This window comes from Actinomycetospora lutea (assembly GCF_028737205.1).
GTDB lineage: Bacteria > Actinomycetota > Actinomycetes > Mycobacteriales > Pseudonocardiaceae > Actinomycetospora > Actinomycetospora lutea.
In genome coordinates this window covers 15787-42541 of sequence record NZ_JAQZAL010000008.1, presented here as the reverse complement: position 1 = coordinate 42541, position 26755 = coordinate 15787, and the positions used below count along the sequence as shown (strand labels likewise).

General features: G+C 74.8%; 22 protein-coding genes. 16 read left to right on the top strand and 6 right to left on the bottom strand.

The window, feature by feature from the left end; genetic code table 11:
• The first annotated feature begins 1 nt into the window (after position 1).
• Positions 2–1567 (top strand): sensor histidine kinase, encoded by a 1566-nt coding sequence (locus PHK61_RS10675; RefSeq protein ID WP_274280955.1) that lies wholly within the window; start codon positions 2–4, stop codon positions 1565–1567.
• Here the strand turns inward: PHK61_RS10675 and PHK61_RS10670 are convergent.
• Positions 1543–2490: a TAXI family TRAP transporter solute-binding subunit gene (locus PHK61_RS10670; RefSeq protein WP_274280954.1), complete on the bottom strand. Its 948-nt coding sequence runs from the start codon at positions 2488–2490 to the stop codon at positions 1543–1545. The two genes, PHK61_RS10675 and PHK61_RS10670, sit on opposite strands and share 25 nt — an antisense overlap.
• A 69-nt stretch (positions 2491–2559) precedes the next feature.
• Between PHK61_RS10670 and PHK61_RS10665 the strand changes: the two genes are divergently transcribed.
• The 3 genes from PHK61_RS10665 to PHK61_RS10655 are packed head-to-tail and all read left to right on the top strand — an operon-like array spanning position 2560 to position 6010.
• Positions 2560–3975 carry an APC family permease gene (locus PHK61_RS10665; RefSeq protein ID WP_274280953.1) on the top strand — a complete coding sequence of 472 codons (1416 nt, stop codon included), beginning with the start codon at positions 2560–2562 and terminating at the stop codon, positions 3973–3975.
• Between the two features lie 22 nt (positions 3976–3997).
• Complete coding sequence (gene miaB / locus PHK61_RS10660) at positions 3998–5581, top strand: tRNA (N6-isopentenyl adenosine(37)-C2)-methylthiotransferase MiaB (protein WP_274280952.1); 1584 nt, start codon at positions 3998–4000, stop codon at positions 5579–5581.
• A gap of 3 nt (positions 5582–5584) precedes the next feature.
• The gene (locus PHK61_RS10655) at positions 5585–6010 is read left to right on the top strand and encodes an Rv2732c family membrane protein (protein ID WP_274280951.1); all 426 of its coding nucleotides are present in this window, start codon (positions 5585–5587) and stop codon (positions 6008–6010) included.
• A gap of 6 nt (positions 6011–6016) precedes the next feature.
• On the opposite strand, the gene PHK61_RS10650 is transcribed toward PHK61_RS10655, so the two are convergent.
• A complete protein-coding gene (locus tag PHK61_RS10650; protein WP_274280950.1) occupies positions 6017–7420 on the bottom strand; it encodes a DUF349 domain-containing protein in 1404 nt (467 codons plus the stop codon).
• 126 nt (positions 7421–7546) lie between these two features.
• Between PHK61_RS10650 and miaA the strand changes: the two genes are divergently transcribed.
• The gene (miaA, locus tag PHK61_RS10645; protein WP_274280949.1) at positions 7547–8542 is read left to right on the top strand and encodes a tRNA (adenosine(37)-N6)-dimethylallyltransferase MiaA; all 996 of its coding nucleotides are present in this window, start codon (positions 7547–7549) and stop codon (positions 8540–8542) included.
• Between the two features lie 220 nt (positions 8543–8762).
• Here miaA and PHK61_RS10640 read toward each other — a convergent pair whose 3' ends face one another.
• Together PHK61_RS10640 and PHK61_RS10635 are read right to left on the bottom strand one after the other, a co-directional pair.
• The gene (locus tag PHK61_RS10640) at positions 8763–10700 is read right to left on the bottom strand and encodes an MDR family MFS transporter (protein ID WP_274280948.1); all 1938 of its coding nucleotides are present in this window, start codon (positions 10698–10700) and stop codon (positions 8763–8765) included.
• Positions 10701–10753: 53 nt separating this feature from the next.
• Positions 10754–11344: a TetR/AcrR family transcriptional regulator gene (locus tag PHK61_RS10635; protein WP_274280947.1), complete on the bottom strand. Its 591-nt coding sequence runs from the start codon at positions 11342–11344 to the stop codon at positions 10754–10756.
• 89 nt (positions 11345–11433) lie between these two features.
• Between PHK61_RS10635 and dapF the strand changes: the two genes are divergently transcribed.
• Genes dapF through PHK61_RS10620 form a run of 3 tightly spaced genes read left to right on the top strand, consistent with a single transcriptional unit; the run spans position 11434 to position 15128 of the window.
• Positions 11434–12282: a diaminopimelate epimerase gene (dapF, locus tag PHK61_RS10630; protein ID WP_274281100.1), complete on the top strand. Its 849-nt coding sequence runs from the start codon at positions 11434–11436 to the stop codon at positions 12280–12282.
• A 51-nt stretch (positions 12283–12333) separates the two neighbouring features.
• Positions 12334–13887 (top strand): GTPase HflX, encoded by a 1554-nt coding sequence (gene hflX, locus PHK61_RS10625; RefSeq protein ID WP_274280946.1) that lies wholly within the window; start codon positions 12334–12336, stop codon positions 13885–13887.
• Between the two features lie 26 nt (positions 13888–13913).
• The gene (locus PHK61_RS10620; RefSeq protein ID WP_274280945.1) at positions 13914–15128 is read left to right on the top strand and encodes an NHL repeat-containing protein; all 1215 of its coding nucleotides are present in this window, start codon (positions 13914–13916) and stop codon (positions 15126–15128) included.
• Here PHK61_RS10620 and lexA read toward each other — a convergent pair.
• Positions 15013–15795 carry a transcriptional repressor LexA gene (lexA, locus tag PHK61_RS10615; protein WP_274280944.1) on the bottom strand — a complete coding sequence of 261 codons (783 nt, stop codon included), beginning with the start codon at positions 15793–15795 and terminating at the stop codon, positions 15013–15015. The genes PHK61_RS10620 and lexA overlap by 116 nt on opposite strands.
• A 217-nt stretch (positions 15796–16012) precedes the next feature.
• Between lexA and PHK61_RS10610 the strand changes: the two genes are divergently transcribed.
• The 3 genes from PHK61_RS10610 to PHK61_RS10600 all read left to right on the top strand — a co-directional run bounded on the left by PHK61_RS10610 (position 16013) and on the right by PHK61_RS10600 (position 20526).
• Complete coding sequence (locus PHK61_RS10610) at positions 16013–16642, top strand: LysM peptidoglycan-binding domain-containing protein (RefSeq protein ID WP_274280943.1); 630 nt, start codon at positions 16013–16015, stop codon at positions 16640–16642.
• A gap of 427 nt (positions 16643–17069) precedes the next feature.
• On the top strand, positions 17070–17609 hold the full coding sequence (gene nrdR, locus PHK61_RS10605; RefSeq protein WP_274280942.1) for a transcriptional regulator NrdR: 540 nt from the start codon (positions 17070–17072) through the stop codon (positions 17607–17609).
• Positions 17610–17688: 79 nt separating this feature from the next.
• Entirely contained in the window at positions 17689–20526 is a 2838-nt protein-coding gene (locus tag PHK61_RS10600; RefSeq protein ID WP_274280941.1) for a vitamin B12-dependent ribonucleotide reductase, read from the top strand.
• 180 nt (positions 20527–20706) lie between these two features.
• Here PHK61_RS10600 and PHK61_RS10595 read toward each other — a convergent pair whose 3' ends face one another.
• Positions 20707–21462, bottom strand: a complete 756-nt coding sequence (locus PHK61_RS10595) for an endonuclease/exonuclease/phosphatase family protein (protein ID WP_274280940.1) — start codon at positions 21460–21462, stop codon at positions 20707–20709.
• 49 nt (positions 21463–21511) lie between these two features.
• Between PHK61_RS10595 and PHK61_RS10590 the strand changes: the two genes are divergently transcribed.
• From PHK61_RS10590 to PHK61_RS10570, 5 genes are all read left to right on the top strand, one after another.
• On the top strand, positions 21512–22078 hold the full coding sequence (locus PHK61_RS10590) for a nucleotidyltransferase family protein (protein ID WP_274280939.1): 567 nt from the start codon (positions 21512–21514) through the stop codon (positions 22076–22078).
• Positions 22079–22095: 17 nt separating this feature from the next.
• Positions 22096–22848, top strand: coding sequence for a HipA family kinase (locus PHK61_RS10585; RefSeq protein WP_274280938.1), 753 nt, complete (start codon positions 22096–22098; stop codon positions 22846–22848).
• Positions 22845–23285 carry a DUF3037 domain-containing protein gene (locus PHK61_RS10580; protein WP_274280937.1) on the top strand — a complete coding sequence of 147 codons (441 nt, stop codon included), beginning with the start codon at positions 22845–22847 and terminating at the stop codon, positions 23283–23285. The genes PHK61_RS10585 and PHK61_RS10580 overlap by 4 nt, the downstream gene beginning before the upstream one ends.
• A 112-nt stretch (positions 23286–23397) precedes the next feature.
• On the top strand, positions 23398–25773 hold the full coding sequence (ppsA, locus tag PHK61_RS10575; protein ID WP_274280936.1) for a phosphoenolpyruvate synthase: 2376 nt from the start codon (positions 23398–23400) through the stop codon (positions 25771–25773).
• Complete coding sequence (locus PHK61_RS10570) at positions 25770–26741, top strand: esterase-like activity of phytase family protein (protein WP_274280935.1); 972 nt, start codon at positions 25770–25772, stop codon at positions 26739–26741. Before ppsA ends, PHK61_RS10570 begins: the two co-directional genes overlap by 4 nt.
• Positions 26742–26755: the final 14 nt, after the last annotated feature.

Here is a 26755-nt window from a genome sequence, read left to right as displayed (position 1 = left end):
CATGCGCACGCGGCTGCTCGTCGTCTTCTCGGTGCTGGTCGGGATGCTGGTGCTGGGCCTCGGGCTGCCGCTCGCGGGCGCGTCGGCGTCGACCGCGACGTCGCGGCTGTTCGCCGACCGGCTGGGGGACACGACGCGGTTCGCGGCCATCGCGCAGCGGGCGGTCGGCGACGGGGACACGAGCGCGCTCGCCGCCGAGCTCGCCCGCTACGACGACGTCTACGGCATCACGGCGTTCGTCGTCGACCGCGAGGGCCGGGTCCTCGCGTCCTCGCGCGCCGAGGTGCCCGAGCCCGCCGCGCGCCGGGTGCAGCTCGCGCTCGCCGGTCAGCGCTCCGAGCCGCCGGACCCGGTGTGGCCGTGGGACACCGCGCCGCTGCTGCTCGCCGAGCCGGTGCTGGTCGGCGGCGAGGTCCGCGGCGCGGCGGTGACCATCTCGCCGATCGCGCCCGCGCGCGCCGAGACGCTGCGGGTGTGGGCGGCGCTGGCCGGGGCGGGCCTGGTGGCGCTGGCGATCGCGGCGGGGCTCGCGCTGCCGCTGGTGCGCTGGATCCTCGCCCCCGTGGAGGGCCTCGACGAGGGGACGGCGCAGGTGGCCGCGGCGGTGCGGGCCGGGCGCGCGCCGCGGCCGGTCGGCGACGGGCGCGGCCCGCCGGAGCTGCGCCGCCTGAGCCGGCACTTCGACCAGATGGCGGCCGGGGTGACCCACGCGCTCGAGTCGCAGCGCGCGTTCCTCGCGGACGCCGGCCACCAGCTGCGCAACCCGCTGACCGCGCTGCGCCTGCGCATGCAGAACGTCGGCGCCGCCCTCGCCGCGCCGGACGCGCGGATCGACCCCGACATGATGGCCGCGCTGCGCGAGGAGCACGGCGCGGCGCTCGAGGAGACCGACCGCCTCGCGGGCGTGCTCGACGCGCTGCTCGCGCTGGCGAAGGCGGAGGGCCGCCCAGCGCAGCCGGTGCCGATGCCCCTGGACCCGGTGCTCGACGACCGCGCGGACGCCTGGGGGGTGCTCGCCGAGCACGAGGGGCTCTCCCTGCGCCGCCGCGGCCCGGGCGGGCTCGTGGCCCGCTCCGACGTCGACTCGGTGGTCGCGGTCCTCGACGCGGTGCTGGACAACGCGCTCAAGTACGCCCCGCCGGGCACCGAGGTCGAGCTGTCGACCGCCCGCGTCGAGGGACACGTCGAGATCGGCGTGCGCGACCACGGCTGCGGCCTCGACCCCTCCGAGCTCGAGCGGGCGACCGACCGCTTCTGGCGCGCGCCGACCCAGCACGGGCGGGACGGCACCGGTATCGACGGCACCGGGCTCGGCCTGGCGATCGCCGCGCGGTCGGCCGAGCGGGCGGGCGGCGAGCTCGTGCTGCAGCTGCCCGAGGACGGCGGCCTGCGCGTCGTCCTGCGCCTGCCGCCGGCCGCGGCCCGCGACGCCGCGGGGGAGCGGGCGGACGCGGCGGCGGGGGAGGCCGGCGGCGAGGCGCGCGGCGAGGCAGGCGGCGAGACGGGCGGCGAGACGGGGAGCGAGACCGGCGGGGTGCCGGCTCAGACGCCCTTGAACGCCCGGTAGGCCGCCAGCGCGCCGGGGTGCAGGGCGACCGGCTGGGTGCCGATCGCCGTGCGCGGGTCGATGCTGCGCCCGGCGGGGTCGGCGAGCGCGAGGGCGTCGCGGCGCGCGAGCATCGAGGCCACGAGCGGCTCGCTGAGCGTCGCGGGCATGTCCGCGGTGACGAGCAGGACGTTGCGCACCGAGGTCGTGCTCACGGGGTCGGCGAGCCGGTAGGTGCCGGCCGGGACCGTGGTGACGTCGTAGACCGGGTAGCCGGTGCGCAGCCGGGCGGTCTCCTCGCCGAGGTCGAGCAGCCGGACCGGGCGTCGCCGCGCGAGCTGGTCCACGCCGGCGGTGGGCACGCCGCCGGACCAGAAGAACGCGTCGATCGCGCCGCGCTCGAGGGCCGCCAGGGAGTCGTCGAGGCCGAGCATCACCGCGTCCATGTCCCGCTCGGCGGTCAGCCCCACGGTGGCCAGCAGGCGGGGGGCGATGACGAGCACCCCGGAGTTGCGGGCGCCGACCGACACGCGACGTCCGCGCAGGTCGGCGAGGCGGCGGATCGGCGACTCGGCGGGCACGACCACGTGGATCGCGTCGTCGTGCACCCGGGCCAGCGCCTGCAGCGGGTGGCGCGGGCGGGCCCCGTCGACGGCACCGTCGACCGCCACGTCGGCGGCGCAGAACGCGACGCGCGCCCGCCCGGACACGAGCGTGCCGACGTTGTCGACGGAGCCCTCGCTGCCCAGCACGCCGGTGGGGACGCCGGGGTCGACGCCCCAGATGCCCGCCAGCGCGTCGCCGAGGCGCCGGTAGACGCCCTGCGGGCCGCCGGTGGCGACGACGACCGGCGTCGTGTCGGGCCGGGCGCACCCGGCCCCGAGCACGGCGACCGCGCCCAGCCCGGCGGCCAGCACCGTGCGGCGACGCAGGGCCGGGCTCATCCGCGCATCGTGCCAGGGCCCGGAGTGTCGAGGGGTGCGCGACGGGGACGACCCGGGCAGCATGCCCGCGTGCCCGACGACACGGCGAGCGCCGCGACGACCGACACCACGAGCGGTGAGCCGAGCCTCGTCCGGGCCATCGGCCCGAAGCTGCTCGTCTTCTTCATCATCGGCGACATCCTCGGCACGACGATCTACGCGCTGACCGGGACGGTGTCGGAGCGGGTCGGCGGCGCGCTGTGGCTGCCGTTCCTGCTGGCGTTCGTCGTCGCCTTCATGACCGCGTTCAGCTACCTGGAGCTGGTCGGCAAGTACCCGCGGGCCGCGGGGGCGGCCCTCTACACCCAGCAGGCGTTCCGGAAGCCGTTCCTGACCTTCCTCGTCGCCTTCACGGTCATGTGCTCGGGCATCACCTCGGCGGCCTCGGCCGCGCAGGCGTTCGGCGGCACCAACCTCGAGGCGATCGTCGGCGAGGTGCCCGGCTGGGTCACGCCGCTCGTGGTCGTGGCGTTCCTGCTGATGCTCGCCGTGATCAACTTCCGGGGCGTCGGCGAGTCGGTGCGCGTCAACCTGGTGCTCACGTCCATCGAGATCCTCGGTCTGCTGATCGTCATCGTGCTGGGCGCCTGGGCGGTGGTGAACGGGGCGGGCGACGCGTCGCGGCTGGGGGAGTTCGCCACCTCCGCGCCCGAGAGCTCGATCTTCTCCGAGCCCGCGGTGCTGCTCGCGATCTCGTCGGCCACCGCCCTCGCCTTCTTCGCGATGGTCGGCTTCGAGGACTCGGTGAACATGGCCGAGGAGACCGTCGACCCGCCGCGCACCTTCCCGCGCGCGATGCTGCTGGCCATGGGCATCACCGCGACGATCTACCTGGTCGTCGCGCTGCTGGCCTCGACGCTCGTGCCCACCGAGGAGCTGGCCGCCGCCGAGAGCGGGGCGCTGCTGCGGGTCGTCCAGACCGCGTCGCCGTCGTTCCCGGCCGTCGTGTTCGCGGCGATCACGCTGTTCGCGGTCACCAACACCGCGCTGATCAACATGATGATGGCCAGCCGGCTGCTCTACGGGATGGCGCGGGAGCGGATCATCCCGGACGCCTTCGCCAAGGTGCACCCGGGCCGGCGCACCCCGTGGCTCGCCATCATCGTCACCAGCGCGCTAGCGATCGTCCTGGTGCTGCTCCTCGAGATCTCCGAGCTGGGCAGCATGACCTCGCTGCTGCTGCTCGCGGTGTTCACCCTGGTCAACATCGCGGTGCTCGTGCTGCGGCGCGACGAGGTCGCCCACCGGCACTTCCGGGCCCCGACGGCGATCCCGGTGGTCGCCGCGGTGCTGTGCGCCTTCCTGGCGAGCCCCTTCTCCGGGCGCCCGCCCAAGGAGTACCTGTTCGCCGGGATCCTGCTGCTGCTCGGCGTCCTGCTGTGGGCGGTCAACCGCGCGACCACGGGACGGCGGGCGGACTTCGACGCGAGCACGCTCGGGAAGTGACGGGCGCCTACCCTGGGCGGTGATGACCGCAGGAGACGCAGCGGAGCGGAGCTCGACCATCGACACCGCCCCGACCTTCCACATCCGCACCCACGGGTGCCAGATGAACGTGCACGACTCCGAGCGCCTCGCGGGCGTGCTGGAGGAGGCCGGCTACGAGCACACCGACGACGCCGACGGCGCCGACCTGGTCGTGTTCAACACCTGCGCGGTGCGCGAGAACGCCGACAACAAGCTCTACGGCCAGCTCGGCAACCTCGCGCCGGAGAAGGCGCGGCGGCCCGGGATGCAGATCGCGGTCGGCGGTTGCCTCGCGCAGAAGGACCGCGACACGGTGGTGGCGAAGGCGCCGTGGGTCGACGTCGTGTTCGGCACCCACAACACGGGGTCGTTGCCGGCACTGCTCGAGCGCGCCCGGCACAACGGCGAGGCCCAGGTCGAGATCCTCGAGGCGCTCGAGACGTTCCCGTCGCACCTGCCTGCGCGCCGCGACTCGGCCCACTCCGGCTGGGTCTCGATCTCCGTGGGCTGCAACAACACGTGCACCTTCTGCATCGTGCCCTCGCTGCGCGGCAAGGAGGTCGACCGGCGGCCCGGCGAGATCCTCGCCGAGGTCGAGGCGCTCGTCGCCGAGGGCGTGCTCGAGGTGACGCTGCTCGGCCAGAACGTCAACGCCTATGGCGTCTCGTTCGACGACCGCGCCAGCGGGCGCACCGCATTCGCCGACCTCCTGCGCGCCTGCGGGCGCGTCGAGGGGCTCGAGCGCGTGCGGTTCACCAGCCCGCACCCCCGCGACTTCACCGCCGACGTCATCGCCGCGATGGCCGAGACGCCGAACGTCTGCCCCCAGCTGCACATGCCGCTGCAGTCCGGCTCCGACCGGGTGCTGCGGGCGATGCGCCGCTCGTACCGGGCCAAGCGCTACCTCGACATCGTGTCCGACGTGCGCGCCGCGATGCCGGACGCGGCGCTGACCACCGACATCATCGTCGGCTTCCCGGGGGAGACCGAGGAGGACTTCGCCGAGACGCTGCGGGTGGTCGAGGCGTCCCGGTTCAGCCAGGCCTTCACCTTCCAGTACTCGCCGCGCCCCGGCACGCCCGCCGCCTCGCTGCCCGACCAGGTGCCCAAAGCCGTCGTGCAGGAGCGCTACGACCGGCTGGTCGCGCTCCAGGAGGGGATCTCCCTGGAACAGAACCGGGCGCAGGTCGGGCGCGAGCTCGAACTGATCGTCTCCACCGGCGAGGGCCGCAAGGACACCGCGACCCGGCGGATGAGCGGGCGCGCCCGCGACGGGCGGCTCGTGCACTTCACGCCGACGGGCACCGCCGACGAGGTCCGGCCCGGTGACGTCGTCACCGTCCGCGCCACCTACGGCGCCCCGCACCACGTCGTCGCCGACGGCGACGTCCTGACCCACCGCCGCACGCGCGCCGGCGACGCCCACGCCGCGGGGGAGCGGCCCACGACGCCGCGCACCACCGGGCTCGGCCTGCCGACGCTCGGCCCGCCGGCCCCGGCGCCCGCGCCGGCGTCCGCGTGCGCCTCCTCCGATGGGTCGAGCCCCGCCGCGCTCCGTCTCCCGCCGACGCTGACGGAGGTCTGAGCCGTGACCGAATCCTCCACCGCCCCCGCGCCCTCGGGCCGCGTCGACTTCGGGCCCGGCGCGCTCGTCGCCGCCGTCGCGGTCCTCGTGCTCCTGCTCGCCGCGGTCCTGCCGTGGACCGGTCTCGGCGCCTCGGGGTGGGAGGTCGTCCTCGGTCGCCCCGGCGTCACGGGGCTCCCGCGGCTGTTCGGCACGCTCGCGGTGGTGTTCGGCGTGGTCGGCACCGCGGTCACGCTGCTCACCGGGCGCTGGCCCGCCGTGTTCGTCACGGCGGCCGGGTGCACGATCACGTCGGTGACCGGCCTCTGGGCGATCTGGTCGCAGAACACCAGCGCCGGCACCGGCCCGGGCGTCGGGCTCTGGCTCGCGCTGCTCGCGATGATCGTGCTCGCCGCCCGCTGGGCGAGCTACGCGTTCTCGCGCCGGTAGCGCGCGCTACCGGGTCGCCTCCTCGGCGGCCGCGAGCCACTCCCGCCACTGCGCCGCCTGGCGCTCGGCCTCCTGGGCGCGGCGGCGGTCGCCCGCGGCGTGCGCCTTGGCCGCCTGGGCCTCGAACTGCTCGACGCGGGCGCGGAACTGCCCGACGCGCGCCTCGGTCTCGGGGTCGGCGGCCTGCCAGCGGCGGTCGACCGCGCCGCGGACGCGGTCCTCGACCTCCTTGAGCCGTGCCGAGAACTCCCGCACCCGCTCGCGGGGCACCTTCCCGATCGCGTCCCAGCGCTCCTGCACGTCGCGCAGCGCGGCGCGGGCGGCGTCGACGTCGGCGAGGTCGATGCGCCCGGCCTCGGCGAGCAGCGCCTCCTTGGCGCGGGCGTTGTCGGAGAACTCGGCGTCGCGGGCCGAGAACGCCTCCGACCGGCGCGAGAAGAACGTGTCCTGGGCGCCCCGGAACCGCGCCCACAGGGCGTCGTCGGCGTCCTTGCTCGTGCGCCCGGCCGCCTTCCACTCGGCCATGAGCTCCTTGTAGCGCCCGGCCGTCGGCCCCCAGTCGCTGGACCCGGTGAGCGACTCGGCCTCGACGACGAGCTCCTCCTTGCGCGCCTTCGCCGCGGTGCGCGCCCGGTCGAGCTCGGCGAAGTGCGCGCCGCGGCGGCGGGCGAAGGTCTCGCGGGCGCGGGAGAAGCGCTTCCACAGCGCGTCGTCGGTCTTGCGGTCGATCCCCTTGATCGACTTCCACTCCTCGATCATCGCCTGGAAGCGGTCGCCGGCGTGCTTCCAGCGGGTGGTCTCCTCGGCGAGGGTCTCGGCCTCGGCGATGAGCGCCTCCTTGCGGGCGACCGCGTCGTCGCGGGCGCCCGCGCGGGCGGCGCGCTCGGACTCCTCGGCGCCCTCGGCGGCGGCGACCACCGCGTCGAGGCGGTGCCCGAGCCCCACGACGTCGCCGACGACGGCGGCGTCGACGAGGCGCTCGCGCAGGGTGGTGGCGCTGCGCAGGATCGCGCGCGCCTCGCCCCGGCCGCCGGTGAGGCGCCGGACGAGCAGGTCGACCTCGGTGCGCAGGTCGTCGAAGCGCACCGCGAAGTGGGCGAGACCCTCGACGGCGTCGCCCGCCTGCCAGGACCCGACCGCGCGCTCGCCGTCGGCCGTCGTGACCCACACGGTGCCGTCCTCGTCGACCCGACCCCAGCGGCCGGGGTCGGCCGCGGCCGACGCGACGGACGGGAACGTCGGCGCGCCCCCGGAGGGACCGGGGGTCGGCGCGGTCACGGGCGGGGCCGCCGGTGGGGCCGGGTGCGCCGGGACATCCGTGCCGTTGTCGGTGACGGCCCCGGGTGCGGCGTCGGTGGCGCCGTCGGGGCCCGCCCCGTCGACGGCCTCCGCAGCCTGCTCGTCGGTCATCGGCCCCGACACCTCCAGCTCCTACGGTTCGGGCATTCAAGCAGGTCCGCCGAGCGCGCAGGAACTCCCTGTCCGCTCCGACGGGCTCGCGCGCCACCCGGTCGCAGGTCTGGGATCCTGGGCGTGATGACCCGCCCGATCGGTCGAGCCCCCCTCTCGGCGTGCTCGCCTGTCCCCGGCCTCCCGCGCCCGATCGCCCTGGTCGGCCCCACGGCGACCGGCAAGTCCGACCTCGCGCTCGACCTCGCCGAGGAGCTGGCCCGGCGCGGGGCGGGCGCGGAGGTCGTCAACGCCGACGCGATGCAGCTCTACCGCGGCATGGACGTCGGCACCGCCAAGCTCCCGCCCGCCGCGCGCCGCGGGGTGCCGCACCACCTGCTCGACGTCCTCGAGGTCACCGACACGGCCACGGTGGCCGCCTACCAGCGCGACGCGCGCGCCGCGGTCGACGCGATCCGGGCGCGGGGCCGCGTGCCGCTGGTCGTGGGCGGATCGGGGCTCTACGTGCAGGCGGTCCTCGACGACCTCGCGTTCCCGGGCACCGACCCCGCCCTGCGCGCCCGCCTGGACGCCGAGCTCGCCGCGCTCGGGGCCCCGGCCATGCACGCCCGGCTCGCCGACCGCGACCCCGACGCCGCGCGGGGCATCCTCGCGAGCAACGGGCGGCGCATCGTGCGGGCGCTCGAGGTCGTCGAGCTGACCGGGCGCCCGTTCGCGGCGAGCCTGCCGGTACCGGGCACGCCGCGGCACGACGCGGTGCTGGTCGGGCTCGACCGCGACACCGAGGTCCTCGACGAGCGGATCGCCGCGCGCGTCGACGCGATGCTCGCGGGCGGGCTGGTCGACGAGGTGGCGGCGCTCGCGGCGCGCGGTCTGCGCGAGGGGGCGACCGCCGCGCGGGCCGTCGGCTACCGCGAGGTGCTCGAGCACCTCGACGGCACGATCGACCTCGACGAAGCGCGCCGGCGCACGGTCGTCGCCACCCGGCGGCTGGTGCGCCGCCAGCGCTCGTGGTTCCGCCGCGACGGACGCGTGCACTGGCTCGACGCGGCCGCGCCGGATCTGGTGGCGACGGTGCTGGGGCTCGCCGTTCCGAGCGACGGGCCCCTTCGGTCGATCTAGCGGGCGAGGGGGCGCCCTCCGCCAGGCGCGCGATGCGGCGCGGCGGGACGCACGAGCGCCCGTTCACCTCGCCCGGGCGCGGCCGGGCGTGGCGGGAAGATCACGGGCGACGCTGCCCACCTCGCCCGGCGCCGGGAGGTGGATGACGTGCTCCTGATCTCGCCTGCCGCCGCCCCGCCCTCCCGAGCGAAGGGGCCCTTCGGTCAACGCCGCCGGCGCGCTACCGCCGCGCGCCCAGCGACACCGTCGCGGCGTCGAGCGCGTCGGGACGGGCGTGGCGCCCGCCGTCCGTCGTCCCGGTCAGGGCGATGTCGCGGTGCTGCGGCCCCGTCGCCCCGCCCAGCGCCTCGACGTGCGGGTGGCCCTGCCACTGCACGACGAGCAGGTGCGGGCGCCCGGGGGTGGCGGCGTCGACGGTGTAGGCGCCGTCGTGCCCGGCGACGGCCCGCCCGAGCTGGCGCCCGTCGGCGTCGACGACGGTCAGCACCGCCTCCGCGGCGGGCTCGCCGTCGTGGCGCACCGTGCCCCGCAGGGTCGGGCGGCGCAGGCGGACGGTGTCGGCGCCGGTCGCCCCCGTCTCGGTCTCGATGACCGCGGGCAGGGCCGGCGAGCCCGTCTCCTCGATGTCGATCGTGTGCCGCAGCGGCACCTCGCGCAGGAACAGGATCGCGACCAGGGCGATCAGCGCCAGCGGCGCGGCGATGAGGAAGAGCAGGCCGATGGCGTCGCCGTAGGCGTTCTCGATGACCGTGCGGACCGGCGCCGGCAGGGTCGCCAGGTTCGGGATCTGCCCGCCCGAGACGCCGGTGGCCGGGATCCCCAGCGAGGCGAGCCCCGAGGTGATCGAGCTCGAGACCTGCGTGGTGAGCACCGCGCCGAGCGCGGCCACGCCGGCCGCACCGCCGAGCGAGCGGAAGAACGCGACCGTGGAGCTGGCGGCGCCCATCTCGCTCATCGCGACCTGGTTCTGCACCGCGAGCACGAGGTTCTGCTGGGTGGCGCCGACGCCGATGCCGACCATCGCCATGAACACCGCGAGCAGGGGGTAGGGGACGGTGGCGCTGACGAACAGGCCCTCGAGCAGCAGGCCGGCGGTGAGCAGCACCCCGCCGCCGACGAGGTAGGGCTTCCAGCGGCCGTAGCGGGTGATCAGCTGCCCGACGATCGTCGAGGCGAGGAAGAGCCCCGCGATCATCGGGAGCGTGAGCAGGCCGGCCTCGGTGGCCGTCGCGCCGCGGGCGAGCTGGAAGAACTGGGACAGGTAGACCGTCGAGCCGAACATCGCGACGCCGACGAACAGGCCGGCGACCGTGGCCAGGGCGACCGTGGGGTTGCGGAACAGGTGCAGCGGCACGATCGGCTCGCGGACCCGCGACTCCACGACGACGGCCAGGACCAGGGCGAGGACGCCGCCGCCGACCCAGGCGACCGAGGCCCACGAGCCCCAGGCGAACTGGTGCCCGGCCAGCGAGGTCCAGATCAGCAGCGCCGACACGCCGGCGGCGACGAGGACGGCGCCCAGGTAGTCGATGTGCACCTCGCGCTTGACCGTCGGCACGGTCAGCGTGCGCTGGAGGACGGCGAGCGCGACGACCGCGATCGGCACGGTGACGTAGAAGCACCAGCGCCAGCCGATGGTGTCGACGATGACGCCGCCGATGAGCGGGCCGCCGACCGTCGCCACGGCCATGATCGCGCCGAGGTAGCCGGAGTACCGCCCGCGCTCGCGCGGCGGGATGATCGCGGCGATCACGACCTGGGCCAGCGCCATCAGCCCGCCCATGCCCAGGCCCTGGACGACGCGGAAGCCGATCAGCGTCCCGGTGCTCGTGGTCAGGCCGCAGAGCATCGAGCCGACGATGAACATCGAGATCGCGATCTGGACGAGCAGCTTCTTCGAGAAGAGGTCGGCGAGCTTGCCCCAGATCGGGGTGGACGCCGTCATCGCCAGCAGCGACGCCGTGACCACCCACGTGTACTGCGCCTGGGTCCCGCCGAGGTCGGCGAGGATCCGGGGCAGCGCGTTGGACACGATCGTCGAGGAGAGGATCGCGACGAACAGGGCCATGAGCAGGCCCGAGAGGGCCACCAGCACGTGGCGGGTGGCGGGGGGTCCGTCGCCGTCGGTCAGGGCCGACGGCGTCGCCGGTGCGGACATCAGGGGTTCTCCGGGAGGGGAGCGCAGGGGTGGTGGGCGTGGGGTGGCGCGGCTCAGGGCGCCCGGGACAGACCGCCGGCGAGGAGGTCGATCACCTGGTCGACGACGGCGGCGAGGTCGCCGTGCTCGTCGGACTCGAGCCAGCGCGTGGTGGCCACGCGCATCGCCGCCATGACCGCGGCGGCGGTGACCGCGGGGTAGAGGTCCTGCGGGCTGCGGCCGGTGCGCTCGGCGATGATCGCGGTGAGGTGCGCCTCGGCGGCGACGTAGGCCGCGAGCTGCTGGGGCACCAGCGTCGGCTCCGACCGCACGAGACGGGCCTGGGCGATCCACTCCCGCGAGCGCGGGGCGTCGCCGACCATCTCGCGCATCACCGCGCGCACCGACTCGAGCACCGGCTCGCCGGCCGGACGCTCGGCGAGGCGCTCGCCCATGTCGCGGGCGCGCTCCACGTCGGCGGCGACGACCGCTTCCTCCTTCGACGAGAAGTAGTTGAAGAAGGTGCGCGGCGAGACGTCGGCGGCCTCGGCGATCTGCTCGACGGTCACGTCGGCGAGCCCGTGGGCCACCGCGAGCTCGAGAGCGGCGGCGCCGAGGGCGCGCCGCGTCCGGAGCTTCTTGCGCTCGCGCAGTCCCGTGGTCACGCAGTCCACGGTAGGCCGAACTTGCAGTCTCTGCAGATTTGCAGACCAGGAAGTTGTGCACATCACGCAGCAGGGCGGGCGTGGCTACCCTGGAGGGCGTGGAGTTCGTCAAGGGGCACGGGACCGAGAACGACTTCGTCGTGCTGCCCGACCCCGACGGCTCGATCGACCTGGACGCCGACGAGGCCCATCTGGTCCGCGCGCTGTGCCACCGGCGGCGCGGCCTCGGGGCCGACGGGGTCCTGCGCGTGGTGCGCACCGACGCGCCGGTCGCGGTCGCGGCGGGCGTCGACGCGTCCGAGGCCACCTGGTTCATGGACTACCGCAACGGCGACGGCTCGCTCGCGGAGATGTGCGGCAACGGGGTGCGGGTCTTCGCGCGCTACCTGCTCGACGCGGGTCTCGTCGCCCCCGGCACCCACCCCGTCGCCACCCGCGCGGGCACGCGCTGGGTCACGGTCGACCGCACGGGCCCGGTCACCGTCGACATGGGGCCCGCCGTCCTCGGACCCGACTCGGTCGCCGTCGTCGACGGGACCGAGCTCACCGGCGTGGCCGTCGACGTCGGGAACCCGCACCTGGCCTGCGTGACCACGGCCGACCTCGATCGCCTCGACCTCGCGCCGGCGCCCGCCTACGACCGGTCGCTGTTCCCCCACGGGGTGAACGTCGAGGTCCTCACGCCGCTGGCGAACGGGGCGGTGCGCCTGCGGGTGCACGAGCGCGGGTCGGGCGAGACCCGCTCGTGCGGCACAGGCACGGTGGCCGGTGCCGTCGCCGCGCTGCACGCCGCGGGCCGGCACACCGGCAGCGTCACCGTCCACACCCCGGGCGGCACGCTGCTCGTCGGCGCCGACGGCGCGACGACCACCCTCACCGGCCCGGCCGAGCTGGTCGCCCACGGCACCTGGGGGGCCGTGGTCCCGGCGCGTGTCTGACGCGCGCGGAGTGGTTTTCGCGTTGCCCCTCGTGGAACCATGGACGGCAACATGACAGAACCCGCACCGCAGGACCCCCGACCGTCGAGCCCCGCCCGCACCACGCGGCGCTCGAGCGACATCCGCCTCGACCCGCCGGCCGACCTCGCCGAGCCGCTGTCCGAGCCGCTGTCCGAGTCGCTGCCCGAGCCGACCGACGAGCCGACGGGTGGCGCCCTCGACCTCGAGGAGCGCACGTCGCTGCGGCGGGTCCCCGGGCTCACCGGATCGTCCACCGAGCTCACCGACGTCACCGAGGTCGAGTACCGGCAGCTGCGCCTCGAGCGCGTCGTGCTCATCGGCGTGTGGACCGAGGGCACGTCCCGGGAGGCCGAGGCGTCGCTGGTCGAGCTGGCCCGCCTCGCCGAGACCGCGGGCTCGGAGGTGCTCGACGGCCTCATCCAGCGCCGGCAGACGCCCGACCCCGGCACGTTCGTCGGGTCCGGCAAGGTCGTCGAGCTGCGCGAGACCGTGCAGGCCACGGGCGCCGACACGGTCATCTGCGACGGCGAGCTCTCGCCCGGCCAGCTGCGCAACCTCGAGGAGAAGCTCAAGGTCAAGGTCGTCGACCGCACCGCGCTGATCCTCGACATCTTCGCCCAGCACGCGCGCTCCAAGGAGGGCAAGGCGCAGGTCGAGCTGGCCCAGCTGCGCTACTTCCTCCCGCGCCTGCGCGGCTGGGGCGAGTCGCTGTCCCGGCAGGGCGGAGGCGCCGGCGGTGGTGGCGGTGCCGGCGGCGGCGGCGTCGGGACGCGCGGTCCGGGTGAGACCAAGCTCGAGACCGACCGCCGCCGCATCCACCGGCGCATCTCCAAGCTGCGCGGCGAGATCGAGGCCATGTCGACGGTCCGCGAGACCAAGCGCGGCGGGCGACGGCGCAACGCGGTGCCGTCGGTGGCGATCGCCGGCTACACCAACGCCGGCAAGTCCAGCCTGCTCAACGCCATCACCGACGCCGGCGTGCTCGTGCAGGACGCGCTGTTCGCGACCCTCGACCCCACCACGCGACGGTGGGAGACCGAGGACGGCCGCGACGTGACGCTCACCGACACCGTCGGGTTCGTGCGCCACCTGCCCCACCAGCTGGTCGACGCGTTCCGCTCGACGCTGGAGGAGGTCGCCGAGGCCGACCTGCTGCTCCACGTCGTCGACGGCTCCGACCCGTCGGCGCAGGACCAGATCGCCGCGGTGCGCGAGGTGATCGCGGATCTGGACGCGCCGGCGCCGCCCGAGCTGCTGGTGGTCAACAAGGTCGACGCCGCCGAGCCGATGGCGCTGGCGGAGCTGCGCGGGGCCCTGCCCGGCGCGGTGTTCGTGTCGGCGCGGACCGGCGAGGGGCTCGCGCGGCTGAAGGCCCGCCTCGCCGAGGGGCTGCCGCACCCCGACGTCGAGCTCGAGGTGCTGCTGCCCTACACGCAGGGGGCGCTCGTGGCCCGCGCCCACGGCGAGGGCGAGGTCCTCGCGGAGCGCCACTCGCCGGAGGGCACCGTGCTGCACGCCCGCGTCTCCGAGGAGCTCGCGGCGTCCCTGCGCGCCGCCGCCGTCGACCCGGCTCGCGTGCCCTGAGGTCCTCCGCGCTGGTCCTGGCGCTCGTGCTCGGCGTCGTCGTGCCCGGCCTCGTCGTGCCCGGCCTCGTCGTGCCCAGCCTCGTCGTGCCCGGCCTCGTCGTTCCCGGTGTGGCGTGGGCCGACCCGTCGGGGCGGTGCACCCTCGACGACCCCCGGCTCGCCGAGACCTCGGGGCTCGTCGTGGCACCCGACGGCGGCTACGAGGTGGTGAACGACGGCGGCAACCCGAGCACCGTGTACCGGCTCGACACCTCCTGCGCGGTCATCGGCCAGATCGAGGTGCCCGACCGGGGCCGCGACGTCGAGGACCTCACCCGCGACGCCGACGGGACGCTGTGGCTCGCCGACATCGGCGACAACGACCGGGAGCGCAGGACCGTGGCGATCCTGCGGGTCTCCTCCGGGGGCGACGAGACGATCACCCGGCTCACCTACCCCGACGGACCGCACGACGCCGAGTCGCTGCTGATGCCCGGCGACCGCCGCCCGGTGATCGTCACCAAGGAGCTCGGCGGGCGCAGCGGGGTCTACGTCGCCGACGAGCCGGTGGGCGAGGGCGGGACGGGCACGCTGCGGCGGGCCGGCGAGGTCGTGGTGCCCGGCGAGGCGATGACCACGCTGGGCTCCGGGGCCCACACGGGCGGCGCGATCTCCGCCGACGGCCGGGTCGTGGCCCTGCGGACCTACGCCGACGCCTGGCTCCACCCGGCGCCCGACGGCACCGCGACCGCCGACGACGTGGTGGCGGCCCTGCGCGCGACGCCGCTGCGCGTGCCGCTGCCGGGCGAGGTGCAGGGGGAGGCACTGGCGTTCGCGCCGGACGGGACGCTGCTCTCGACCGGCGAGACGCCGGAGGACGGCCCGCCGGCGCCGCTGCACGCCGTGCCGGGCGCGACGGCTCTGGTGGAGGGGTCGGCGTCGGCCTCGTCGACACCGGCCCCGGCCGTCGCCCCGACCTCCGAGCGCGCCGGGCTGCCGGAACCGCTGGCGAGCATCGGCGTGGTCCTCGCCGTCGCGGTGGGCGTCTTCGCGCTCGTCGCCGTCGTCGCGGTGGTGCGCCGGGCGGGTCTGACCCCGCAGCGAACGACGTGTCGGCGTGCCCACGGGGACGTCCTGCCGGGGGTCAGAGCCGGCGCAGCACCGCGACCACCTTGCCGAGCACGGTGGCGTCCTCGCCGGGGATCGGCTCGTAGTCGACGTTGTGCGGCATCAGCCAGACGCGGCCGTCCTTGCGCTTGAACGTCTTGACGGTGGCCTCGCCTTCGATCATCGCGGCCACGATCTCGCCGTTGTCGGCGACGGGCTGCTGGCGCACGACCACCCAGTCGCCGTCGGTGATGGCGGCGTCGACCATCGAGTCGCCGGCCACCCGCAGCAGGAACAGCGAGCCCTCGCCGACGAGCTCGCGGGGCAGGGGGAAGACGTCCTCGACGGCCTGCTCGGCGAGGATCGGCCCACCGGCGGCGATGCGTCCGACGACCGGCACGAAGGTCGGCGCGGGACGGTCGGCGCGGATCTCCTCGGTGTGGTCCGGGGCCTCGGCGCCGGCGGCCTCGAGCTCCTCGGGGAGGCGGACGTCGAGCGCGCGGGGCCGGTTGGGGTCGCGGCGCAGGTAGCCCTTCTTCTCCAGGGTGCGCATCTGGTGGGCCACCGAGGAGGTCGAGGTCAGCCCGACCGCGTCGCCGATCTCGCGGACGCTCGGCGGGTAGCCGTTGCGCTCCACGTGGTCGCGGATGACCTCGAGGACCTTGCGCTGGCGCGGCGTGAGGCCCGGTGACGCGTCGGCGTCCGCGGGCTCGGGGAAGGGGTGCACCCGGGCCGGCACGACGGCGTCGGCCACCTCGGCCACCCCGGGCCGTGCCCCCGACTCCTCGGGGCCGTCCGGGCCCTGGGGCGTGCGTGCCATGGCCGTGTCCTTTCCGACGTCGTCCGCGGCACCCGGGGAGGGCGCCGCGCCCCGCGCGGGTGACGGGGGGTTCGACGGCGAAGTTAGCGCCGAGCACCAGCGGGATCAAACACGTGTTCGAACGACACGCCGGGCGATCCGTCGACGTTGTCGGGGGTCGATGCTAGACATCGCACACGCGTTCGATCGAACGCGTGTGCGAGGCGAGGAGGTCGACATGTCCGTGGGGACGACCGGTCCGCGGGGCGGCTGCGACGTCGAGCCCGGCGAGGTGTCCGGCGGGGTGCCGGGTCCGCGTGCCGGGGAGGCGGCCCGGTCCGCGTCGCCCGATGGTGTGGTCGCCGGGCCGCCCGTCCGGCCGGCTCCTCGTCCCGCTGCACGGCCCCAGCCCGCCGGCACCCGCCCGGCGCGCCCCGAGGACGCGCGCGGGCCCGTCCGTCCGGCCGGCCGCCGCGGTCCGACGGCCCTGCCCCCGGTGCGGCCGCGGGTCGCCGGGGGCGGGGCGACGCCGGGGGAGCGCGATCAGCCCGCCGTCGTCGGGGTCGCGCCCGTCGTCCTGCGGCGCCGCCGCGTCGCCGCGGTCGCGGTCCTCGGTGTCCTGCTCGGCGCGCTGGTCGGCGTGCTGCTGGGCCTGGTCGTGCCGTCGGGCGAGCCGGCCGGTCCGGCCGCGCCGACGGGCACCACGGTGGCCGTGGTCGGGGCGGGCGAGTCGCTCACCGACGTCGCCGGCCGCGTCGCCCCGGGTGCCGACACCGGGGTCGTCGTCGCCCGGATCCGCGAGCTCAACGGCCTGGAGGGGTCCGCGGTCTCCGCCGGGCGCCCGCTCGTGGTGCCGGCCGGGTCGTGAGCCGGCCGGGCTGAGCGGGCTGTGAGCCGGCCGGGCGCGTCGCCCGGACACCCACTCGGGCACCGCGTGCCCCGCTGATCGTCCCGGCGGCCCGCTGATCCTGAGGCGACGTCCGCTCGGCGCCCCGGCGACGGGTGGGCGGCCGGGGAGTTGCATCGCGAGTCCGCGCGTCGCTACCGTCCCACCCCAACATCTAGTGGTTACACTGGTGTAGTTAGTCCACAGCTTGTGCACACTGGTGAAGGTCCTTCCACAAGGTCTTCCACCGGGACAACGGTGGTGCTCCACCGGCGGGGGCGCTCGATCCACGGGTCGGGCCCGGTCATCCCCAGTTCCGTCCCCAGGACGGCGGGAGATCGGGGCCGCGGCCACGGGGGTTGGGGACAACTCCGCCCGGGGTGCCGCGACGCGGGAGGGGGAGGTCGACATGCGGTGTCCGTTCTGCCGGCACGCCGATTCCCGCGTCGTCGACTCGCGCGAGGCCGACGAGGGGCAGGCGATCCGGCGGCGTCGGTCGTGCCCGTCGTGCGGCAAGCGCTTCACCACCGTCGAGGAACCGGTGCTCGCCGTGGTCAAGCGCAGCGGGGTCACCGAGCCGTTCAGCCGCGACAAGGTGGTGCGCGGCGTGGCCCGCGCCTGCCAGGGACGTCCGGTCGACACCGATGCGCTGGCCCAGCTGGCGCACCGGGTCGAGGAGACGATCCGGGGCGCGGGGAGCGCGGAGGTGCCCAGCCAGGAGGTCGGGATGGCCATCCTGGGGCCGCTGCGCGAGCTCGACAAGGTCGCGTACCTGCGGTTCGCCAGCGTGTACAGGAACTTCTCGTGCGTGGCCGACTTCGAGGCCGAGATCGCCGACCTGCGTGCCGCGGCACCGGCACGGGACGGGGATGTCGGGGGTCGGGGCGACACTGCGGGGGAGACCGGGGCCGGGGCGCGGGACGTGCCGGCAGCACGGGCCGGGGACTGACGTTCGGGGAAACAGGGGCGGGTCGGAGCGTGGGGAAGCGTCGCCGGACCGTCGTACGACGAACAGAGGGATGGCACCGATGACGGAGACCGTCGGCACCACGTCCGAGGAGTCCGGATCCGCCGCACCGCGGCGGGGCCTGACCATCGAGCGTGTCCACACGACCGCGGGGGTCCACCCCTACGACGACGTCGTGTGGGAACGCCGTGACGTGGTGATGACGAACTGGCGCGACGGCTCGATCAACTTCGAGCAGCGCGGCGTCGAGTTCCCGCAGTCCTGGTCGGTCAACGCCGTCAACATCGTCACCAGCAAGTACTTCCGCGGCGCGCAGGGCACCGACGCGCGCGAGTCGAGCCTGCGCCAGCTCATCGACCGCGTGGTGAGCACCTACACCGCAGCGGGCACGCGCCACGGCTACTTCGCGACGCCCGAGGACGCCGAGGTCTTCTCCCACGAGCTGACGTGGATGCTGCTGCACCAGTACTTCAGCTTCAACTCGCCGGTTTGGTTCAACGTCGGCACCACCTCGCCGCAGCAGGTCAGCGCCTGCTTCATCCTGTCGGTCGACGACACGATGGAGTCGATCCTCAACTGGTACCGCGAGGAAGGGCTGATCTTCAAGGGCGGCTCCGGCGCCGGCCTCAACCTCTCGCGCATCCGCTCGTCGAAGGAGCTGCTGTCCTCGGGCGGCACCGCCTCCGGGCCGGTCTCGTTCATGCGCGGCGCCGACGCCTCGGCCGGCACCATCAAGTCCGGCGGCGCCACGCGCCGCGCGGCCAAGATGGTCGTCCTCGACGTCGACCACCCCGACGTCGCCGAGTTCGTCGCCACCAAGCGCGACGAGGAGCGCAAGATCCGCGTGCTGCGCGACGCCGGGTTCGACATGGACCTCGGCGGCTCCGACATCACCTCGGTGCAGTACCAGAACGCCAACAACTCGGTGCGGGTCTCCGACGAGTTCATGCGCGCGGTGCAGTCGGGCACCGAGTTCGGCCTGCGGGCGCGCATGACCGGCGAGGTCATCGACACCGTCGACGCCAGGTCGCTGTTCCGCAGCATGGCCGAGGCCGCCTGGGAGTGCGCCGACCCGGGCCTGCAGTACGACGACACGATCAACGACTGGCACACCTCGCCGGAGTCGGGGCGCATCACCGCGTCCAACCCGTGCTCGGAGTACCTGCACCTGGACAACTCCAGCTGCAACCTCGCGTCGCTGAACCTCATGAAGTTCCTCGACGACGACAACACGTTCCGCGTCGACGACTTCGTGCGCTCGGTCGAGCTGGTCATCACCGCGATGGACATCTCGATCTGCTTCGCCGACTTCCCCACCGACGCGATCGGGGAGACCACGCGCGCCTTCCGCCAGCTGGGCATCGGCTACGCCAACCTCGGCGCGCTGCTCATGGCCACGGGCCGGGCCTACGACTCCGAGGGCGGCCGCGCGCTGGCGGCCTCGATCACCTCGCTGATGACCGGCACCGCGTACCGCCGCTCGGCGGAGCTCGCCGGCGCCGTCGCCCCCTACGACGGCTACGCCCGCAACGCCGACGCCCACCGCCGGGTCATGCGCAAGCACGCCGCGGCCAACGACGCGATCCGCACGGTGCACCGCGAGGACGCCCGCGTCCGCGACGCCGCCACGCTGCAGTGGCAGACGGGCCTCGAGGTCGGCGCCAGGAACGGCTGGCGCAACGCCCAGGCCAGCGTGCTCGCCCCCACCGGGACCATCGGCTTCATGATGGACTGCGACACCACCGGGGTGGAGCCGGACTTCTCGCTGGTCAAGTTCAAGAAGCTGGTCGGCGGCGGCTCGATGCAGATCGTCAACCAGACCATCCCGCGGGCGCTCGACCTCCTTGGCTACCCGGCCGAGCAGAGCGAGGCGATCGTCGAGTACATCGCCGAGCACGGCCACGTCATCGACGCCCCGGGCCTGCGTCCCGAGCACTACGAGGTGTTCGACTGCGCGATGGGCCAGCGCTCGATCGCGCCGATGGGTCACGTGCGGATGATGGCCGCGGTGCAGCCGTTCATCTCCGGCGCCATCTCCAAGACGGTCAACATGCCCGAGCAGGCCAGCGTCGAGGACGTCGAGGAGATCTACTTCGAGTCCTGGAAGCTGGGGCTCAAGGCGCTCGCGATCTACCGGGACAACTGCAAGGTCGGCCAGCCGCTGTCCACCGGCAAGAAGAGCACGGCCGAGAAGACCGCCGAGGCGGCGCCCGCGGTCACCGAGCAGCGCCCGGTCCGCAAGCGCCTGCCGAAGAAGCGTCCGAGCGAGACCGTGTCGTTCGCGGTGGCCGGCGCCGAGGGCTACATGACCGCGGGGTCGTACCCCGACGACGGCCTCGGCGAGATCTTCGTCAAGATGTCGAAGCAGGGCTCGACCCTCGCCGGTGTCATGGACGCCTTCTCGATGGCCATCTCGATCGCGCTGCAGTACGGCGTGCCGCTGGAGACCTACGTCTCCAAGTTCGTCAACATGCGCTTCGAGCCGGCCGGCATGACCGACGATCCGGACGTCCGCATGGCCACCAGCGTCGTCGACTACCTGTTCCGCCGGATCGCGCTCGACCACCTGCCTTACGAGAAGCGCGCCCAGCTGGGCATCTTCTCCGCGGACGAGCGCTCGGCCCAGGTCGCGGCCACCGACTACGGCACCACGGCTCCTGTGGCGCCGGTGGACGTCGAGGCGCTGCGCACGTCGGTCGACGTCGCGGCGCCCGAGGTCGACGCGAGCCCGGCGGCGAGGAAGGCCGACGTGTCGGTCGGCAGCTCCACCGAGCTGCTCGAGCTGCAGCAGGGCAAGGCGGCCGACGCGCCGCTCTGCCTGACCTGCGGCACGAAGATGCGGCCCGCCGGCTCCTGCTACGTCTGCGAGGGCTGCGGCTCCACCAGCGGCTGCAGCTGACGCAGCCGCCCCCCGGACCAGGTCCGCTCCCCACCCCGCGAGGGGCGTCCGGCGTCACCCGACGCCGGACGCCCCTCGCGGCGGGAACGGGGTGGCACGACCACGCCGTCGAGCAGCGAGGGACGCCCTCGCTGCCTGCCACGCAGCCAGGGACTCCCTCGCTGCGACCCGGGCGCGCGCTCAGTCCGCCGGCACCACCGTCGCCGAGAGCGCGCAGTGGTCCGAGAGCGGCGAGTGGTGCACGCGCGGTGCGGAGGCGGCGACGCCGCGCCCGAGCAGGTGGTCGATCTGGCGGCGCGGGCCGTCGGCGGGGAACGTGCGCCCGCGGACGAGCCCGCGCAGCCCGCTGCCGAGCCGGGCCCGGCGGACGCCGAGGTTGAGGTCGCCGGTGACGACGAGGGTGGTCTCGTCGCGCAGGCAGCGCACGAGGTGGCGCAGCTGGACGAGGTTCCAGCCCGGGATGAACGACAGGTGCGTGGTCACGACGCTGACCGGTCCGTGCGGGCCGGCGACGCGGGCCAGCAGCGCGGTCCGGGGCTCGTCGCGCACGACGACGAGGCGGCGGGGACGCCCGACCACGAGTGGCACGTCGCGGGGCAGCCGCGGCAGCGGCACCACGCGCCACTCTGTCACCGGGTGGCGCGACAGCAGGGCGACGCCGTAGGCCGGGGCGTCCGGGACGTCGATCTCGGTCCACGACCCGGGTACGCCGTGCAGGGTCGGCGCGAAGCGGTACTCGGCGGCGCCGAGCGCCTCGGCGGCGACCGCGGTCAGGTCCGCCCCGCCCGAGCGCGGCTGGGCCCGGTCGACCTCCTGCAGCCCGAGCACGTCGACGTCGAGGCCGCCGACGGCGTCGGCGAAGCGTCGCAGGTCGACGGGCCCGTCGGCGGTCGCGGCCCCGTGCAGCACGTTCCATGTCCCGAGTCGCACGAGCACCCGGGTTCCCCGGGTTCGTCGTCCGTCCACCCGGGGTAACGGACGTCCCATGAGCGAACCCGACGGTGCCGGTCGTCGCGAGGCGCTCAAGCGGGTCGCGGTCGCCCTGCGCGGCGGCGGGATCGGGTTCGCCTTGGCCGGGGGCTACGCCGGCTGGGCCCTCGGGGGCCCGGAGCCCGAGAACGACGTCGACTTCGTCGTCGCCGAGTCCGACGCCGACCGGGCCGCCGAGGTGCTCACCGAGGCCGGCCTGGACGTGCGGCAGCCGCCCGAGGACTGGCTGTTCAAGGTCTACAGCGACGGGGCGGTGGTCGACGTCCTGTTCCGGCTCGCGAGCGAGCCCGTCGACGCCGTCCTGCTCGCCCGGTCCGTCGAGCAGGAGGTGCTCTCGGTCCGGATGCCCGTCGTCGACGCCACCGACCTCATCATCGGCAAGCTCGCCGCCCTCAACGAGCACGCCTGCGACCTGTCCAAGGTGCTCCCGACCGCGCGCGCCCTCCGCGAGAAGATCGACTGGTCGCGCGCCGAGACGGCGACCGCGTGGAACGACATCGCGGTGGCGTGCCTGTTCCTGCTGCGCCGCCTGCGCGTGGTTCCCCTGGCCCCCGAGCCGTGACCGTGTTGGATGGCCCCGTGTCCGTGCTGCGCCGGGTCGTCGCCACCCGGTACGTCACCCCGCTGCGCGAGGGCGGGTCGCTGCCGGGCCTCGTCGAGGCCGACGACCTCGGCACCTACGTCGCCAAGTTCGTCGGTGCGGGGCAGGGCCCGAAGGCGCTGGTGGCCGAGGTGATCGCCGGCGAGCTGGCCCGGCGCCTCGGCCTGCGGGTGCCCGAGCTGGTGGTGCTCGAGCTCGACCCCGTGATCGCCCGAGCGGAGCCCGACTGGGAGGTCCAGGAGCTGCTCGCGCGCAGCGGCGGCGACAACCTCGGGATGGACTTCCTGCCCGGCGCCATCGGGTTCGACCCCGTCGCGCACCGGATCGAGGGGGTCGAGGCGTCGCGGGTGCTGTGGTTCGACGCGTTCGTCGAGAACGTCGACCGGTCGTGGCGCAACCCGAACCTGCTGCGGTGGCACCGGGACCTGTGGCTGATCGACCACGGCGCCTGCCTGTACTTCCACCACTCCTGGGCCCGCGCGGCGGCCGCCGTGGCCCGGCCCTACGACGCGGGCGACCACGTCCTGGCGCCCGCGGCCACCGCACGCGCCGAGGCCGACGCCGACCTCGCCGGGGGCATCGACCGGGGCCTGCTCACCGACGTCGTGTACCGCGTGCCGGACGTGTGGCTCGACGACCCGGCGTTCCGCTCGCCCGACGCCCTGCGGGAGGCCTACGTCGAGCACCTGCTCGCCCGCCTCGCCGCCCGCGAGACGTGGGTGCCGCGATGAGCGGGCGGGAGACGGCGCGAACAGGGGAGCACGCCGCGAGGGGAGCTCGATCCGAGGAACACCGCGACACCTTCGAGTACGCCCTGCTGCGCGTGGTGCCCGACATCGAGCGCGGCGAGCTCGTCAACGTCGGCGTCCTGCTCTACTGCCGCCACCGTGAGCACCTGGACGCCCGGACCGCCCTCGACATCGCCCGGGTCCGCGCGCTCGACCCGGCCATCGACCTCGACGCGCTGCGCGACGCCGTCGAGGCCTGGGAGCGCGCGGTGCGGGGGGAGGGGCCGGCTGCGGTGCTGTCCCCGGGCGAGCGGTTCCGCTGGCTGACCGCGCCGCGCAGCACGGTCCTGCAGCCCGGGCCGGTGCACACCGGGCTCACCGCGGACCCGGACGCGGAGATCGAGCGGCTCGTTGCGCGGCTGGTACGCGTCCTGTCCTGAATCGCTCCGTTGTTTTCCCCGGGGCGGCCAGGGGGGACTACGGCAGTTGGTCGGCAGTGCGCAACCCGTGGCGGTGAGCCGCGGCGCGCCGGCCACGACGGAGGAGGACGCGGTGGCCGACGAGGTCCGCTGGCTGGAGAGCGTGGGGTCCGGGGACGTCGAGGAGGTGGGCGGGAAGAACGCCTCCCTCGGCGAGATGATCGGGAACCTGGCCGGGAAGGGCATCCGGGTGCCCGGCGGGTTCGCGACCACGGCCACGGCCTACCGCTCGTTCCTCGGGGCGAACCACCTCGACGAGGAGATCGCGAGCATCCTCGGCGAGCTGGCCGACGGGAAGCGCGAGCTCGCCGACGCCGGCAAGGCGGTCCGCGACCTGTTCGACCGCGCCGAGTTCCCGGAGTCGACCGCCGAGGCGATCCGTGCGGCGTACGCCGAGCTGGGGGAGCGCTACGAGACGACCGACGTCGACGTCGCCGTGCGCAGCAGCGCCACCGCCGAGGACCTGCCCGACGCGAGCTTCGCCGGCCAGCAGGACACCTACCTCAACATCACCGGCGCGGACGCCCTGCTCGCCGCGTGCAAGGACTGCTACGCGTCGCTGTTCACCGACCGCGCGATCAGCTACCGCGTGGAGCAGGGCTTCGAGCACACCGACGTCGCCCTGTCGATCGGCATCCAGAAGATGGTGCGCTCCGACCTCGGCTGCGCCGGGGTCATGTTCACGATCGACTCCGACACGGGCTTCCCCGACACCGCGATCATCAACGCCGGGTGGGGCCTGGGCGAGAACGTCGTCGGCGGCGAGGTCACGCCCGACCAGTACACGGTCTACAAGCCCTTCCTCGACCACGAGGAGCTCGTCCCGATCCTCGCGAAGACGATCGGGGCCAAGGAGCGCAAGCTCGTCTACACCGATTCCGGCGACGAGCCGACGGCGAACGAGGAGACCACCGACGAGGAGCGCCGCGCGGTCGTCCTGACCGACGAGGAGATCCTCGCGCTCGCCCGCTGGGGCGCGGTGATCGAGGCCCACTACGAGCGCCCGATGGACGTCGAGTGGGCCAAGGACGGGCGCAGCGGCGAGCTGTTCGTCGTCCAGGCGCGCCCGGAGACCGTGCAGTCGCGGGCCGGGGCCGGGACGCTGTCCACCTTCAGCCTCACCGAGTCCGGCGAGGTGCTCGTCTCGGGCCTCGCGATCGGGCAGGCGATCGCCGCCGGCGAGGTGCAGGTGATCGCGTCGGCCGACGACGTCGACAGCTTCACCGACGGCAAGGTCCTCGTCACCGAGATGACCGACCCGGACTGGGTGCCGATCATGCGGCGCGCGGCCGGCATCGTCACCGACCGCGGCGGGCGCACCTCGCACGCCGCCATCGTCAGCCGCGAGCTGGGCGTCCCCGCGATCGTGGGCACCGGGGACGCGACCGAGAAGCTCGCCGAGGGCCGCGAGGTGACGATCTCCTGCGTCGAGGGCGACGAGGGGCACGTCTACGACGGCCTGCTCGCCTACGAGGAGCGCGAGCTCGACCTCGAGTCGGTGCCGCAGCCGCGCACGCGCGTCATGATGAACATCGGCAGCCCGGCGGCCGCCATGCAGTGGTGGCGCCTGCCCGCGCACGGGATCGGGCTCGCGCGCATGGAGTACCTGGTCAACAACGTCATCCAGGCCCACCCGCTGGCGCTGCTGCACCTCAACGAGGTGGAGGACGCGGAGGCGAAGGCGCAGATCGAGGAGCTCACTGCCGGCTGGGAGGACAAGGGCGAGTACTTCGTCGACCACCTCGCCCGCGGCATCGCGACCATCGCCGCGTCGCAGTACCCGGAGCCGGTCGTGGTGCGGCTGTCGGACTTCAAGACCAACGAGTACGCGGGGCTGCTCGGCGGGACGCAGTTCGAGCCCGAGGAGGAGAACCCGATGCTCGGCTGGCGCGGGGCGTCGCGGTACTACAGCGACGACTACAAGGAGGCGTTCGCGCTCGAGTGCCGCGCGCTGGACCGGGTCCGGACACGGATGGGCTTCACCAACGTCATCGTCATGGTCCCGTTCTGCCGCACCCCCGAGGAGGCCGACCGGGTGCTGGAGACGATGGCCGAGTACGGCCTCGAGCGCGGGCGCGACGAGCTGCAGGTCTACGTCATGGCGGAGATCCCGTCGAACGTGCTGCAGGCCGACGAGTTCGCCGACCGGTTCGACGGCTTCTCGATCGGGTCCAACGACCTCACCCAGCTCACCCTGGGCATCGGCCGCGACGACGACCGGCTGACCCACCTGTTCGACGAGCGCAGCCCCGCGGTCAAGAAGATGATCACGATGCTGCTCGAGGCGGCGCACGCCAAGGACCGCTACGTCGGCATCTGCGGCCAGGGCCCGAGCGACCACCCCGACCTCGCCGAGTTCCTGGTCGAGCAGGGCATCGACTCGATGTCGCTGAACCCCGACAGCGTGCTCACCGTGATCGAGCGCGTCGCGGAGGCGGAGCGCCGGTGACCCGGGCGGCGCTGCTCGCGCTGCTCGTGCTGCTCGCCGGGTGCGGATCGGCGCCGTCGGGGCCCACGTCGGCGACCGTGGCCCCGGCGCCGTGCTCGCCCGCCGTCGCGATCACCGGGTTCTCCGACGTCCTCCACGGCCGCGAGTACGGCGCGCGCCGGACGTGGCCGGTCGCCGGGCTCTCCGGGCTCGCCGTCGACCGCGACGGCGCGCTGCTGGCCCTCTCCGACCGCTCGGTGCTGTTCACGCTCGACCCGCGCACCCGCGCGCCGACGAACGCCGTGCCTCTGGCCGACGAGAGGGGCGCGGCCCTGGACGCCGAGGGCCTCGCGGTCGACGCCGACGGGTCGCGGCTGGTCGCCTCCGAGCGCGAGACCGCGGTGCGGCGGTTCGACCCGTCGGGCCGGGTCGAGCAGCGCCTCGACGTCCCGGCCGACGTCGCCGCCCGGGTCCGTTCCAACGCCGGCCTCGAGGGTGTCGCCGTGCTCGCCCCGGGCGGCCCGGTCGTCGCCGCGATGGAGGGCGCGCTCGACGGCGACGACCCGGAGGAGCGGCGCTTCGTCACCTGGTCGGGGAGCGCGCCGGGCCCGGGCTGGTCCTACCGTCCCGACCCCGGTCTCGACGTCTCCGAGATCGCCGCGACCGGGGACGGGCGCCTGCTGGTGGTCGAGCGCGCGTACACCGCCGGCGTCGGCAACACCGTGCACCTCGCGCTGGCCGACCCGGCCCGCGCCGGCGGCGGGGAGCTCCCGCGGACCCTGCTCGCCGACCTCGGCGCCTGCCCGGGCCTCGGGGCCACCACGCGGCAGGACCAGGTGAACCCGCTGCTCGACAACGTCGAGGGCATGACCGTGCTCGGCCGCACCGTCGACGGCGCGCTGCGGGTCCTGCTCGTCAGCGACGACAACGAGGACGCCGACCAGACGACCCGGCTGTACGACGTCCTCGTGCGCCTGCCGCCGGGCTGAATCGTGCGATCCGC

Excerpts from the sequence above, each read along its gene's own strand:
- PHK61_RS10675 (WP_274280955.1), top strand. The coding sequence starts at position 2 with ATGCGCACGCGGCTGCTCGTCGTCTTCTCGGTGCTGGTCGGGATGCTG.
- PHK61_RS10670 (WP_274280954.1), bottom strand. The coding sequence starts at position 2,490 with ATGAGCCCGGCCCTGCGTCGCCGCACGGTGCTGGCCGCCGGGCTGGGC.
- miaB (WP_274280952.1), top strand. The coding sequence starts at position 3,998 with ATGACCGCAGGAGACGCAGCGGAGCGGAGCTCGACCATCGACACCGCC.
- PHK61_RS10650 (WP_274280950.1), bottom strand. The coding sequence starts at position 7,420 with ATGACCGACGAGCAGGCTGCGGAGGCCGTCGACGGGGCGGGCCCCGAC.
- miaA (WP_274280949.1), top strand. The coding sequence starts at position 7,547 with ATGACCCGCCCGATCGGTCGAGCCCCCCTCTCGGCGTGCTCGCCTGTC.
- PHK61_RS10640 (WP_274280948.1), bottom strand. The coding sequence starts at position 10,700 with ATGTCCGCACCGGCGACGCCGTCGGCCCTGACCGACGGCGACGGACCC.
- hflX (WP_274280946.1), top strand. The coding sequence starts at position 12,334 with ATGACAGAACCCGCACCGCAGGACCCCCGACCGTCGAGCCCCGCCCGC.
- lexA (WP_274280944.1), bottom strand. The coding sequence starts at position 15,795 with ATGGCACGCACGCCCCAGGGCCCGGACGGCCCCGAGGAGTCGGGGGCA.
- PHK61_RS10610 (WP_274280943.1), top strand. The coding sequence starts at position 16,013 with ATGTCCGTGGGGACGACCGGTCCGCGGGGCGGCTGCGACGTCGAGCCC.
- nrdR (WP_274280942.1), top strand. The coding sequence starts at position 17,070 with ATGCGGTGTCCGTTCTGCCGGCACGCCGATTCCCGCGTCGTCGACTCG.
- PHK61_RS10600 (WP_274280941.1), top strand. The coding sequence starts at position 17,689 with ATGACGGAGACCGTCGGCACCACGTCCGAGGAGTCCGGATCCGCCGCA.
- PHK61_RS10590 (WP_274280939.1), top strand. The coding sequence starts at position 21,512 with ATGAGCGAACCCGACGGTGCCGGTCGTCGCGAGGCGCTCAAGCGGGTC.
- PHK61_RS10580 (WP_274280937.1), top strand. The coding sequence starts at position 22,845 with ATGAGCGGGCGGGAGACGGCGCGAACAGGGGAGCACGCCGCGAGGGGA.